The 12909-nt window shown below is 69.6% G+C and carries 10 protein-coding genes and 1 riboswitch; of the genes, 5 read left to right on the top strand and 5 right to left on the bottom strand.

Annotated elements, in window-relative coordinates; all coding sequences use genetic code 11:
* The first annotated feature begins 47 nt into the window (after nt 1–47).
* Nucleotides 48–1238, top strand: a complete 1191-nt coding sequence (locus ACY0MJ_RS04205; RefSeq protein ID WP_462637028.1) for an MFS transporter — start codon at nt 48–50, stop codon at nt 1236–1238.
* On the opposite strand, the gene ACY0MJ_RS04200 is transcribed toward ACY0MJ_RS04205, so the two are convergent.
* The 4 genes from ACY0MJ_RS04200 to ACY0MJ_RS04185 all read right to left on the bottom strand — a co-directional run bounded on the left by ACY0MJ_RS04200 (nt 1239) and on the right by ACY0MJ_RS04185 (nt 6665).
* The gene (locus tag ACY0MJ_RS04200) at nt 1239–2129 is read right to left on the bottom strand and encodes a YihY/virulence factor BrkB family protein (RefSeq protein ID WP_462637026.1); all 891 of its coding nucleotides are present in this window, start codon (nt 2127–2129) and stop codon (nt 1239–1241) included.
* Nucleotides 2130–2131: 2 nt separating this feature from the next.
* Nucleotides 2132–4855, bottom strand: coding sequence for a methionine synthase (gene metH / locus ACY0MJ_RS04195; protein WP_462637025.1), 2724 nt, complete (start codon nt 4853–4855; stop codon nt 2132–2134).
* Nucleotides 4856–4874: 19 nt separating this feature from the next.
* Nucleotides 4875–4947, bottom strand: a riboswitch (S-adenosyl-L-homocysteine riboswitch).
* 35 nt (nt 4948–4982) lie between these two features.
* Nucleotides 4983–5432, bottom strand: coding sequence for an Lrp/AsnC family transcriptional regulator (locus tag ACY0MJ_RS04190; RefSeq protein ID WP_462637024.1), 450 nt, complete (start codon nt 5430–5432; stop codon nt 4983–4985).
* Between the two features lie 186 nt (nt 5433–5618).
* Complete coding sequence (locus tag ACY0MJ_RS04185) at nt 5619–6665, bottom strand: homocysteine S-methyltransferase family protein (protein WP_462637023.1); 1047 nt, start codon at nt 6663–6665, stop codon at nt 5619–5621.
* A gap of 58 nt (nt 6666–6723) precedes the next feature.
* Here ACY0MJ_RS04185 and recQ point away from each other — a divergent pair, with 58 nt between their 5' ends.
* Entirely contained in the window at nt 6724–8577 is a 1854-nt protein-coding gene (gene recQ, locus ACY0MJ_RS04180; RefSeq protein ID WP_462637022.1) for a DNA helicase RecQ, read from the top strand.
* 51 nt (nt 8578–8628) lie between these two features.
* On the opposite strand, the gene ACY0MJ_RS04175 is transcribed toward recQ, so the two are convergent.
* Complete coding sequence (locus ACY0MJ_RS04175; RefSeq protein WP_462637021.1) at nt 8629–10926, bottom strand: ATP-binding protein; 2298 nt, start codon at nt 10924–10926, stop codon at nt 8629–8631.
* 112 nt (nt 10927–11038) lie between these two features.
* Between ACY0MJ_RS04175 and ACY0MJ_RS04170 the strand changes: the two genes are divergently transcribed.
* From ACY0MJ_RS04170 to ACY0MJ_RS04160, 3 genes are read left to right on the top strand one after another with little or no spacing between them, the layout of a single operon-like run.
* Nucleotides 11039–12238: a threonine ammonia-lyase gene (locus tag ACY0MJ_RS04170; protein ID WP_462637020.1), complete on the top strand. Its 1200-nt coding sequence runs from the start codon at nt 11039–11041 to the stop codon at nt 12236–12238.
* Nucleotides 12238–12642: a PaaI family thioesterase gene (locus ACY0MJ_RS04165; RefSeq protein ID WP_462637019.1), complete on the top strand. Its 405-nt coding sequence runs from the start codon at nt 12238–12240 to the stop codon at nt 12640–12642. Before ACY0MJ_RS04170 ends, ACY0MJ_RS04165 begins: the two co-directional genes overlap by 1 nt.
* A gap of 55 nt (nt 12643–12697) precedes the next feature.
* Entirely contained in the window at nt 12698–12853 is a 156-nt protein-coding gene (locus tag ACY0MJ_RS04160) for a hypothetical protein (protein ID WP_462637018.1), read from the top strand.
* The last annotated feature ends 56 nt before the right edge of the window (nt 12854–12909 follow it).

The following is a 12909-nucleotide window of genomic DNA, read 5'->3' as shown; positions in this document are numbered from 1 at the left end:
CGCCAGCCTACGGTGGAGGGGCGCCCAGCTGGGTTACGCTCAGGGGAATGACGGAGACCCCCGGCTACGACCGCCGCCTCGTCCTCTGGTTGTCCCTGGCGCAGCTGATCACCTGGGGCAGCGTTTTCTACACCTTCGCCCTGCTGCTGGCGCCCGTGGAGCGCGAACTGGGGCTCTCCCGCGCGCAGTCCTCCGTGGCCTTCAGCCTGGCGCTGCTGGCCGAGGGCTTGTTCGGCTATCCGGTGGGACGCTGGATCGACCGCGGCCACGAGCGCGCGGTCATGACGCTCGGCTCGCTCGCCATCGCGATCGGGCTGGCCTGGCATTCGCAGATCCATTCCGCCGCGGGCTTCTACGCGGTGTGGACGCTGCTGGGCGCGGCGCTCGCCGCGACGCTCTACAACCCGGTGTTCGCGATCGTGACCCGGCGCTATCCGAACGACTTCCGCCGCGCGATCATCACCATGACCTTCCTGGGCGGCCTCGCCAGCAGCGTGTTCATCCCGACCTCGGCCTGGCTGATCGCGCAGTTCGGCTGGCGCCACGCGCTGCTGGTGCTGGCCGCGGTGCACCTGCTGGTGTGCGTGCCGCTGCACGCGCTGTGCCTGCGCGACGCGCCGCCGCCGGTGGCCGCGGACCGCGCGCAGGGCGCGCACTCGCCGACGGCCCTGCTGCGCAGCGCGCCCTTCCTGCTGATCGGCGTGTTCGTGGTGGGCATGATGGCCATCACGGCCGCGGTGCCGCCGCACCTGATCAGCCTGCTGCGCGAAAGCGGGTTGCCCGAAGCCTGGGTGATCGCCATCCCCGCCACCATCGGCGTGATGCAGGTGCTGGGGCGGCTGCTGCTGTACTTCTTCGAGCACCGCTTCGACCTGCACGTCGCCAACCGCATCATTCCCTTCCTGATCCCGCTGGCGCTGGGCGCGCTGGTGGCCGGCGCCGCATCGCCCGCCGCGGGCCTGCTGTTCGTGCTGCTCTATGGGCTGGGCAACGGCATGCTCACGATCGTCAAGGGGACGGCCGTGGCGCAGTACGTGAACCGAGAGCACGTGGCGTCGCTCAACGGCGCGCTCGGGCCGCCGCAGGCGATCGCGCGAGCCGTGGCGCCGCTGCTGCTCGGGGTGTTGTGGTCGCGCGAAGCGGGGTATCGCTGGGGGCTGCTGGTGTTGCTCGTGCTGGGGGTCGGCGCGGCGCTGGCGCTGGCGGCGGCGCAGCGGAAGTCGCTGTTGCCGCGGTAGTCAGCCGCGGCGCAGCGAGAACACGTGGTCGTCCAGGGCCCGGGCGCTCGCGGCGCCCAGCAGCAGGACGGCGGAGGAGAAGTAGATCCACAGCAGCAGCGCGATCAGCGAGCCCGCCGCGCCGTAGCTGGAGACCACGGCCGCCTTCGCGAGGTACAGCGCCATCAGCTGGCGGCCGATCGTGAACAGCACGGCACCGACGCAGGCGCCGAACACCAGGAAGCGCATGCCCGGCTTGGGCCCGCCCGACAGGCGCATCAGGCCGACGAACAGCGCCGCGCACACCACGAAGCCGACGACTTCGTTCAGCACGCGCAGGACGAGCTCCATGGGCACCAGCCGGCTGCCCGCCCAGCCGGAGAAGAGGCCCAGCAGCGTGGTCACCACCAGCGACACCAGCAGCAGAAAGCCGAACACGAGCACGTAGCCCAGGCCCCGCAGGCGCAGCGAGGCCTGGTGGCGCCACGAGGGCTTGGGCAGCTCGCCCCGGCCCTGCGACCACACGAGCTCGAAGGCATGCTGCAGTTCACCGAAGACCCCAGTGGCGCCGAACACCAGCACGACGAAGCCGATGACGCTGGCCGCGATGCCTTCCTTGGGCTCCTGCGCGCTCGCCAGCGCCTGCTGGATTACGCTGGCCCCCTGCGGTCCGAACACCGTGTTGAACTGCGACAGCAGCCCCTGCTCCAGCACGGAGCGGTCCATCCACCAGCCCAGGATCGCCACGATCGCCAGCAGCAGCGGCGCGAGGCTCAGGATGCCGTAGAAGGAGACGGCCGCGCTCATGCGCATGCCGCCGGCCCGGCTCCAGAGCTGGAAGGCGCGCACCAGCGGCGCCAGCGGAAGCACCCAGCGCCGCAGGCCGGCAGGGACGCGGTCGGTCCACGCCATGGTCAGAGGTTGGGCGCCAGCAGGCGCTGCAGGTCCTCGACGGCCGTGCCGCGGCGCTGCGCCTGGTCGGCGAGCTGGTCCTCGCCGATGCGCCCGACGTTGAAGTACGTGCTGTCGGGATGGCTCAGGTAGAAGCCGCTCACGCTGGCCGCCGGCGCCATCGCCATGCTGTCGGTCAGCTCCATGCCGATCTCCTCCGGCTGCAGCAGCGCGAACATGTCGCGCTTCACGCTGTGGTCCGGGCAGGCCGGATAGCCCGGCGCGGGCCGGATGCCGCGGTACTTCTCGCCGATCAGCGCCTCGTTCGACAGGTCCTCGTCGGCCGCGTAGCCCCACAGGTCCTTGCGCACGCGCTCGTGCAGCGCCTCGGCCAGCGCCTCGGCCAGCCGGTCGGCCAGCGCCTTCAGCGTGATGGCCGAATAGTCGTCGAGGTCGTCCAGGAAGTACTGCACCTTCTTGTCCACGCCGATGCCGGCGGTGACGGCGAAGGCGCCGACGTAGTCCGGCGCCACGCCCTTGGGCGCGACGAAGTCGGCGAGGCAGCGGCTCGGACGCATGACGCCGTCGATCACCTGCTTCTCGGTCTGCTGGCGCAGGCCGTACCAGGTCAGCACAGGCTGCGTTCGGCTTTCGTCGGCGTAGAGCTGGATGTCGTCGTCGTTCACCGTGTTGGCCGGCCAGAAGCCCATGACGGCGTTGGCGGTGAGCCAGCGGCCCTCGATGAGGCGCTTGAGCATGCGCTGGCCATCGGAGAACACGCGCACGGCTTCGCCGCCCACGACCTCGTCCTTCAGGATCTCGGGGAAGCGGCCCGCGAGGTCCCAGGTCTGGAAGAACGGGCCCCAGTCGATGTAGCGGGCCAGCTCGGAGAGGTCGTAGTTCCTGAACACGCGCCGGCCGATGAACTTGGGCTTGGGCGGCACGTAGTTCGTCCAGTCCACCGGCGTCTTGTTGGCGCGCGCCTTGGCCAGCGGCCACAGGGGCACCTGCTTCTTGGTCGCGTGCAGCTGCCGCACCTTCTCGTAGTCGGCGTTGACCTCGGCGATGTACTTCGCCGCCTGGTCGGACAGCAGGCTCTGCGCGACGCTGACGCTGCGCGAGGCGTCCGGCACGTACACGACCGGGCCTTCGTACTTCGGCGCGATCTTCACGGCCGTGTGCACGCGGCTGCAGGTCGCGCCGCCGATCAGCAGCGGGATCTTCTTCACGCGGAAGTAGTCGTCCTTCTGCATCTCGCCGGCGACGTACTGCATCTCCTCCAGCGAGGGCGTGATCAGCCCCGAGAGGCCGACGATGTCCGCGCCCTCGACCTTGGCCTTCGCCAGGATCTCGTGGCAGGGCACCATCACGCCCATGTTGACCACCTCGAAGTTGTTGCACTGGAGCACGACGGTCACGATGTTCTTGCCGATGTCGTGCACGTCGCCCTTCACGGTGGCGATGACGATCTTGCCCTTGGCGCGGACGTCCTCGCCCGCCGCTTCCTGCGCCTTCTTCTCCGCCTCGATGTAGGGGATGAGGTGCGCCACGGCCTGCTTCATCACGCGGGCGGACTTCACCACCTGCGGCAGGAACATCTTGCCGGCGCCGAACAGGTCGCCCACGATGTTCATGCCGTCCATCAGCGGCCCTTCGATCACGTGCAGCGGCCGCCCGCCCGAGGCGAGCACCTTCTGGTACATCTCCTCCGTGTCGGGGACGATGTGGTCGGTGATGCCGTGCACCAGCGCGTGCGCGAGGCGCTGCTCCACCGGCTGCTGGCGCCACTCGTTCTTCTTGCCCTCGTCCTTCGCGGCGCCCTTGGCCTGCTCGGCGATCTCCACCAGGCGCTCGCCGGCGTCGGGGCGACGGTTCAGCACGACGTCTTCCACGCGCTCGCGCAGCACCGGCTCGACCTCGTCGTACACGCCGACCATGCCGGCGTTGACGATGCCCATGTCCATGCCCGCCTTGATCGCGTGGTACAGGAACACCGTGTGGATCGCCTCGCGCACCGGGTCGTTGCCGCGGAAGGAGAAGCTGACGTTGGAGACGCCGCCGGACACCTTGGCGCCCGGCAGGTTCTGCTTGATCCACTTCGTGGCCTCGATGAAGTCCACGGCGTAGTTGTTGTGCTCCTCGATGCCGGTGGCGATCGCGAAGATGTTGGGGTCGAAGATCACGTCTTCCGGCGGGAAGCCGACCTCGTCCACCAGGATGCGGTAGGCGCGGGCGCAGATGTCGATCTTGCGTTGGTAGGTATCCGCCTGGCCCTGCTCGTCGAAGGCCATCACCACGGCCGCGGCGCCATAGCGCTTGACCAGCGTGGCCTGCCGCTTGAACTCGGCCTCGCCCTCCTTCATGGAAATCGAGTTGACGATGCCCTTGCCCTGGATGCAGCGCAGGCCGGCCTCGATCACCTCCCACTTGGAGGAGTCGATCATGATCGGCACGCGGGCGATGTCGGGCTCGCTGGCGATCAGGTTGAGGAAGCGCACCATGGCGGCCTTGCTGTCCAGCATGGCCTCGTCCATGTTCACGTCGATCACCTGGGCGCCGTTCTCGACCTGCTGCCGCGCCACGGCCAGCGCCTCCTCGAACTGGCCCGCGAGGATCATGCGGGCGAAGGCCTTGGAGCCGGTGACATTGGTGCGTTCGCCGATGTTGACGAACAAGCTGCCCGCGCCGATGTCCACCGGCTCGAGGCCGGCGAGTTTCATGGGGGGAACGGAGGTCTGCTCTGGCATTCACTCACCTCGGGTTGGTCCAAAGTGAGCGCGGTTGGGGTCCATCTCAAGCCTGACCATGGCTGTGCATGGCTGCAGCGCTCCTTGAGCAGGGGGTGATTTTAGCCTGTGGCGAACCCCACCGCACCTAAAGCGGCAAATCGGCTTTCTTCAGCGTGCGCAGCACGAAGCTCGACATGCTGTGCCGGATGCCCTTGATCTTGTAGAGCCGTTCGCGCAGCAGCCGCTCGTAGTCGCGCGTGTCCTTCACCGCCACGCGCAGCAGGTAGTCGTACTCGCCGGAGACGAGATAGGCCTCGATCACCTCGGGGATCGCCGCCAGCGTCTCGCCGAACTTCTCCAGCGTGTTGTCGGAGTGGCTGTCCAGCGTCACCTGGACCATCACCGTGTCGTTGAGCCCCAGCGCCTGCGGGTTCAGCCGGACGGTGTAGCCCTCGATCACGCCGGCGAGCTCCATCTTCTTGATGCGCTCCCAGCAGGGCGAGGCGCTCAGGCCCACGGCCTGGCCGACCTGCTGCAGGCTGGCGCGGGCGTCCTGCTGCAGGACCTTGAGGATTTTCCGGTCGATGGCGTCCATGGCGTCCGATTATCGGAGCAGGATACCAAGAACAGAAGGTTTTCCTGGAATCGCCTGGATGCCGCAGAAAGATCAGCAAGACTTTCCGGGCGCTCGCAGGCACAGTGGAGGCTGTAGGGCGAGGCTTACCAGCCGAAGCCCGCGGCAAGGGGCCGGTGGGTTACCGCCCGCCGGCCACCCTGGTTCTCAGGCCGCTTCCTTGTAGAAGAAGTCGCGCTTCACGCTGCGCGCCGCCAGCGGCTCCACCTGCTCGCGGATGGCCGCGATGTGCTCCGGCGTCGTGCCGCAGCAGCCCCCCACGATGTTGACCAGCCCGTCCGCCGCGAACTCGCGCAGCAGGCGCGAGGTGTCCTCGGGCTTCTCGTCGAAGCCCGTTTCGCTCATGGGGTTGGGCAGGCCGGCGTTCGGGTAGCAGCTGATGAAGGTGTCGGGCGCGATGCGGTTCAGCTCCTGGATGTAGGGGCGCATCAGCGCCGCGCCCAGCGCGCAGTTCAGGCCGACGGCCAGCGGACGCGCGTGGCGCACGCTGTACCAGAAGGCGCTGACGGTCTGGCCGCTCAGGATGCGGCCCGACGCGTCGGTCACCGTGCCGCTGATGACCACCGGCAGGCGCTCGCCCGTGGCGGCGAACACTTCCTCGATCGCGAACAGCGCCGCCTTGGCGTTGAGCGTGTCGAAGATGGTCTCGACCAGCAGCAGGTCCACGCCGCCTTCCAGCAGCCCTTCGACCTGCTCGTGGTAGGCCGCGCGCAGCGTCTCGAAGTCCACGTTGCGGGCGCCCGGGTCGTTCACGTCCGGGCTGATGCTGGCCGTGCGCGGCGTCGGGCCCAGGGCGCCGGCGACGAAGCGCGGCTTCTCGGGCGTCGCGAACTTGTCGGCGGCCACCCGCGCCAGCTTCGCCGCGGCCAGGTTCATCTCGCGCGCCAGCGGCGCCAGGCCGTAGTCGTCCTGGGCGATCGCATTGGCGCCGAAGGTGTTGGTCTCGATGATGTCGGCGCCGGCCGCGAGGTAGCCCTCGTGGATGTCGCGCACCACGTCGGGCCGGGTCAGCACCAGCAGGTCGCTGTTGTTCTTCAGGTCCTTGGGGTGCTCGCGGAGCCGTTCGCCGCGAAAATCCGCCTCCGACAGCTTGAAACGCTGGATCATGGTGCCCATGGCGCCGTCCAGCACCAGGATGCGCTGCTCCAGCAGGCCCGGCAGGGCCTGTCCACGGGTATAGATCACAGGTTTCATGGTCGGCTGATTTTAGGGACAAGGCGTTGAGCACGGGCCATCCGGGACAATCGGCCCCTTGTCACCCGCACTTTCCATCCTCAAGGACGTCTTCGGCTATGCCGCCTTCCGCGGCGCCCAGGCCGAGATCGTCGACCACGTCATCGCCGGCGGCGATGCGCTGGTGCTCATGCCCACCGGCGGCGGCAAGTCGCTGTGCTACCAGGTGCCGGCGCTCGCGCGCCAGCAGGCCGGCCAGGGCACCACCATCGTCGTGTCGCCCCTGATCGCGCTGATGCACGACCAGGTGGGCGCCCTGCACGAGCTCGGCGTGCAGGCCGCCTTCCTCAACTCCACGCTCACGGGCGAGGAGGCCAACGCCGTCGAGCGGCGCCTCGCCCGCGGCGAGCTGACGCTGCTCTACGCCGCGCCGGAACGCGTGACCACGCCGCGCTTCCTGGCGCAGCTCGACGCGCTGCACGAGGCCGGCAAGCTGTCGCTCTTCGCCATCGACGAGGCGCATTGCGTCAGCCAGTGGGGCCACGACTTCCGGCCCGAGTACCGCGCGCTCGCGATCCTGCACGCGCGCTACGCCGGCGTGCCGCGCATCGCGCTCACGGCCACGGCGGACGCGACCACCCGCGCCGACATCGTGCAGCACCTGCAGCTGGAGCGGGCGCGCACCTTCATCAGCAGCTTCGACCGGCCCAACATCCGCTACACGATCGCCGAGAAGAAGGACGCCACGCTGCAGCTGCTGCGCTTCATCGAGCGCGAGCACGCGGGCGAGTCGGGCATCGTCTACTGCCAGTCGCGCAAGCGCGTGGAGGAGATCGCCGAGGTCCTTTGCAAGGAAGGCATGGACGCCCTGCCCTACCACGCGGGGCTGGACGCCGACGTGCGCCAGCGCCACCAGGACCGGTTCCTGCGCGAGGACGGCATCGTGATGACGGCCACCATCGCCTTCGGCATGGGCATCGACAAGCCGGACGTGCGCTTCGTCGCCCACCTCGACCTGCCCAAGAACATCGAGGGCTACTACCAGGAGACCGGACGCGCCGGCCGCGACGGCCTGCCTTCCGACGCCTGGATGGCCTACGGCCTGCAGGACGTCGTGAACCAGCGCCGCATGATCGACGAGAGCCCCGCGCCCGACGAGTTCAAGCAGGTGCTGCGCGGCAAGCTCGACGCCCTGCTGGCGCTGGCCGAGGCGACGGACTGCCGGCGCGTGCGGCTGCTGGCCTATTTCGGCGAGGCGTCCGAACCCTGCGGCAACTGCGACAACTGCCTGCACCCGCCGGCCATGTGGGACGGCACGGAAGCCGCGCGCATGCTGCTGTCCACGATCTACCGCGTGCAGCAGGCCAACGGCCTGCACTTCGGCGCCGGGCACATCATGGACGTCCTGCGCGGAAAGGTGACCGACAAGGTGAACCAGTTCGGGCACCAGCGTCTCTCCACCTTCGGCATCGGCGCGGCGTTCTCGGAGCAGCAGCTGCGCGGGGTGCTGCGCCAGCTGATCGCCACCGGCGCGCTGGCGGTGGACGCGTCGGCGTTCAACACGCTGCACCTCACCGCGGATTCGCGCGCGGTGCTGCGCGGCGAGCGCCAGGTGCTGCTGCGCGAATCGGTCGGCCTGCCGCCGGGGCGCTCGCGCAAGCGCGAGCGCGGCGAGAAGGCGACGCCCGCGGTGGCCGCGGCGCTGGACTCGCAGGCGCAGCAGCGCTTCGCGGTGCTGAAGGCCTGGCGGGCGGAGGTGGCGAAGGCGCACAACCTGCCGGCCTACGTGATCTTCCACGACAGTACGCTGGCGGCGATCGCGGCCCTGGATCCGCGGTCGGTGCGGGAGCTGGAGGGGGTGAGCGGGATCGGGGCGGCGAAGCTGGAGAAGTACGGGGCGGGGGTCGTCGACGTGTTGCAGGCGATGGCGTGAAGACGGTGGGGTTCGCGTTCGCTCACCTGCCGGCGGCGCGCCGCCGCCACCCTACGTGAAGCCGATACTCCGCGCCTCCCGCACCTCCGGCTTGATCCGGTGCTCCGCCTCCAGCTGCTCCAGGAATTCCTCCGGCGTGATCTGCGCCGCCAGGATGTCCACCTGCCGCTTCACCGCGGCGAAGTCCCCCGGGCACAGCTGGTCCAGCTTCGCCAGCCGCGCGACGGCTTCCGCACTCAGCGCCGCCGCATCCCCGCCCAGCGCCTCGGTCACGAACATCTTCTCCCGCTGCGCCGCCGTCAGCGGCTTGAAGCGGATCTTGAAGGCGAAGCGCCGCAGCGCCGCCTGGTCGATGCGGTCCATCAGGTTGGTGGTGCAGATGAAGATGCCGGCGAAGCGCTCCATGCCCTGCAGCATCTCGTTGACTTCCGTCACCTCGTAGGTGCGCTGGGCGCCGCGGCGGTCCTGCAGGAAGCTGTCGGCCTCGTCCAGCAGCAGCACCGCCTTCTCGGCCTCGGCCTCGCGGAACATCGCCGCCATGTTCTGTTCGGTCTCGCCTACGAACTTGCTCATGAGGTCGCTCGCCTGCTTGACCAATAGCGGCCGGTCGAGGCTGCGGGCGATGTGCTCGGCCAGCGCCGTCTTGCCCGTGCCGGGCGCGCCGTAGAAGCACAGCGTGCCGTGGCCGCGGGCCTTCAGCGCCTCGACGATGCGCGGCACCTCGAAGCGCGATTCCACGTTGAGCATGTCCAGGTCGTAGGTCGTGACGCTGGGCCGGAGCGCGCCGTCGGAGCTGCGCGTGCCGAGCGCGCGGTCGGCGTTGCGCAGTTGACGCTCGATCAGTTCCTCGGCCGCGACGCCCTCGGCCGCCGCCAGCCCGGCGAAGCGCGCCGCCGTGCGGATCTGCGCCGGCGTGAGGCCCTTGCGCTCGGTCAGCTTGGCGACGAAGCCCGGCGAGACGTCCACCCCTTCCAGCGTCTTGCGCACCAGCCCTTCGCGGGCGCCTGGCGGCGGCGACTTCAGCTCCAGGTGGTAGGCGAAGCGCCGGCGGAAGGCCGGATCGATCTGCTCGATGCGGTTGGTGACCCAGATCGTGGGCACCGGGTTGGTCTCCAGGATCTGGTTCACCCAGGCCTTGCCGCTGACGCTGCCCGAAGGCGGCGCCACCACGTGCTCGGCGCGCGCCATCATCTGCGCCGCCTCGCTGGAGATCGGCGGGAACACGTCCTCCACCTCGTCGAACAGCAGCGCCGCCTGGGCGCTGCCCTTGAGGAACACCTGCGCGATCTGCAGCGAACGGTAGCGGTCGCGGCCCGACAGCGAATTGCCGTCGCGGTCGGCGTACTCCACCTCGAACAGCTCCAGCCCCGCCGCCTGCGCGACGACCTTGGCCAGCTCGGTCTTGCCCGTGCCGGGCGGCCCGTACAACAGCACGTTCACGCCGGGCTCCTTGCGGTCCGTGGCGTTGCGCAGCAGCGCCCGCAGCACGCGGGCATCCTCGGCGACGAAGCCGAAGTCGTCCAGCGTCAGCGTGCTCTTGGCCGAGGGCCGCGTGAAGACCGCCATCAGCTCGTTCTGGTCGCGGTATTCGCGCATCAGCACGGGCGGCAGCTTCTCGCTGACCTTCATCAGGTCCGCTAGGTCGGTGATGTTGTGCTCGGAGATCAGGTTCTCCACCAGCCCGATGCGCTCCAGCCGCGAGCCGGCGCGCAGCGCCTCGCCCACGTCGGCGGCATTGACGCCGGCGACCTCCGCGATCGCCGCGTAGGCCTCCGGCGCGTTGTTCACCTTGAACTCCACCAAGAGGCTGCGCAGGTCGCGCTGGTAGCGCGCCAGCGTTCCGTACAGCAGCAGGGCGCGCTCCGCCTTGTTCAACTGCAGCAGGTTGGCCAAGGCGTCGATGTTCTTCTCCACCAGCGTGGAGTGCTTCTTCAGCGCGTGGGTGAGCCATTCGCCGGTGACCGTCAGCACCGACAGCAGGTCCTTGGGCTGGTCCTTCGCGTATTCGTCCAGGTAGAAGAAGAGCGTCCCTTCCTCGTAGGGCCCGCGCCACACGCCGTGGCGGTCCAGGAACTCGCGCGTGGGCAGTTCCTCGTGGCCGCGCCAGAACTCGTTGTCCTTGCAGCGCCGGCCCAGGAACTCGCGCAGGCGCTCCAGCGAGGGCGCCGGCCACACCAGGTGCCGGCCGGCCAGCGACAGCAGGCCGTTGAGGTCGCGGCGGACGTTGAACTTGGCGCCCTGCTTCGCCGCCAGCGTCAGCACGAAGTGCGAACACATCAGGTCCAGCACCGGCGCGTCCTTCAGACCCGGCGAGGGCAGCAATTGCAGATCGAGCGAACGCTTGGCCAATCGACCTCCGGAGGCGTGGTGCGGCTTACGATAACGCCAGATCATGCTACAGGGAAGCCGCGCGGCGGTGGCCCCGGCCCGTGCGTCGCGCGAACCGTTCACAATGGGCGGGATGATCGGCCTGCCCGAGATCCGCCAAGCCGCGGCCCGCCTGCACGGGCAGGTGCTGGTCACCCCCTGCGTCGAGTCGCGCATGCTGTCGCAGGTGGCGGGCTGCCAGGTGTTCCTGAAGTTCGAGAACCTGCAGTTCACCGCCTCCTTCAAGGAGCGCGGCGCCTGCAACAAGCTGGGACAGCTGAGCCAGGCCGAGCGGGAGCGCGGCGTCGTGGCCATGAGCGCCGGCAACCACGCCCAGGGCGTGGCCTACCACGCGCAGCGCCTGGGCATCCATGCGGTGATCGTCATGCCGCGCTTCACGCCCATGGTGAAGGTGGAACGCACCCGCGGCTTCGGCGCCGAGGTCGTGCTGCACGGCGACACGCTCGACGAGGCCTACGCCCACGCCCAGGAGCTGGCGGCGAGCCGGCAGCTGGTGTTCGTCCACCCCTACGACGACCCGGCCATCATCGCCGGCCAGGGCACGGTGGCGCTGGAGATGCTGGAGGCGGTGCCGCAGCTGGACACGCTGGTGGTCGCCATCGGCGGCGGCGGCCTGGTCGGCGGGATCGCGGCGGCCGCCAAGGCGCTCAAGCCGGGCATCCGCGTGCTGGGCGTGCAGACCCTGCGCTTTCCCAACATGTACAACGCCGTCAAGCACGCGGCGCTGCCCCAGGGCGGTTCCACCATCGCCGAGGGCATCGCCGTCGGCACGCCGGGCAAGCTGACGCGGGCGCTCGTGGAGCGCTACGTGGACGACGTGGTGCTGGTGGACGAGGGCGACGTCGAGCAGGCGATCGTGATGCTGCTGGACATCGAGAAGACGCTGGTCGAGGGCGCCGGCGCCGCGCCGCTCGCCGCGCTGCTGAAGGATCCGGCGCGCCATGCCGGCCGCAAGGTCGGCCTGGTGCTGGGCGGCGGCAACATCGACCCGATGCTGCTGGCCGCCATCATCCAGCGCGGCATGGTCCGCGCCGGCCGGCTGGCGCGCCTGCGCGTGTGCGCGCGCGACGTGCCGGGCTCGCTGGCACGCATCACGGCCATCGTGAGCGACGCCGGCGCGAACATCGACGAGGTGCATCACCAGCGCGCCTTCACCATGCTGGCGGCGCAGAACGTGGAGATCGAACTGGTCGTGCAGACCCGCGGCCGCGCCCACGTGGAGGCGCTGCTGCAGGCCCTGCGCGGGGCGGGCTTCGAGGCGGAGGAACAATGATGGACAAGGAAACACTGCAGTCGGCGCTGCCGGACTACTTCGCACCCTGGGTGCAGGCGCTGGGCCTGCGCGTGGAGGCCTTCGACGGCGAGGGCGTCACGCTGCGGCTGCCGCAGAACGCCGACCTGTCGCGGGTCGGCGGCATGCTCTGCGGCCAGGCCATGATGGCGGCGGCGGACACCGCCATGGTGCTCGCGCTGATGAGCCAGGCGGGCGCCTTCCGGCCCTGCACCACGGTGCAGATGAACACCAGCTTCCTGAAGCCCCTGTCGGGCCAGGACGCGCTGGTGCAGGCCCGCGTGCTGCGTGCCGGCAAGACGCTCGCGTTCGGCGAGATCGACATCCGCGGCGCCGAGGACGGCCGCAGCGCCTGCCGGGCCAGCACCACCTACGCCCTGCTCTGAGGAGAGGCTTGGCGGGCGGGCTAGAATGGGGGCATCAGAAGATCCAGAGGTCCCCATGTCGAGCCCCAACGAACCCAAGCACCACGACGGTCATGACTACGAGCCGCAGGACGCGGTGGAGTCGGTGGTGCCCATGATCCCGATCGTGCTGCCCATGGTCGGCGCCGCGCTGATCTTCCTGCTGGCCTGGATCGCCGTGTACATGGCCTGAGCGCCCGGCAGCCCGATTCCTGAAAGCCCCCTGGCAGCGATGCCCGGGGGCTTTTC

This window comes from Ramlibacter sp. bp-362, assembly GCF_054956735.1.
The sequence above is the reverse complement of the archived record's forward strand: the minus strand, read 5'-3'. Positions and strand labels throughout refer to the sequence as shown.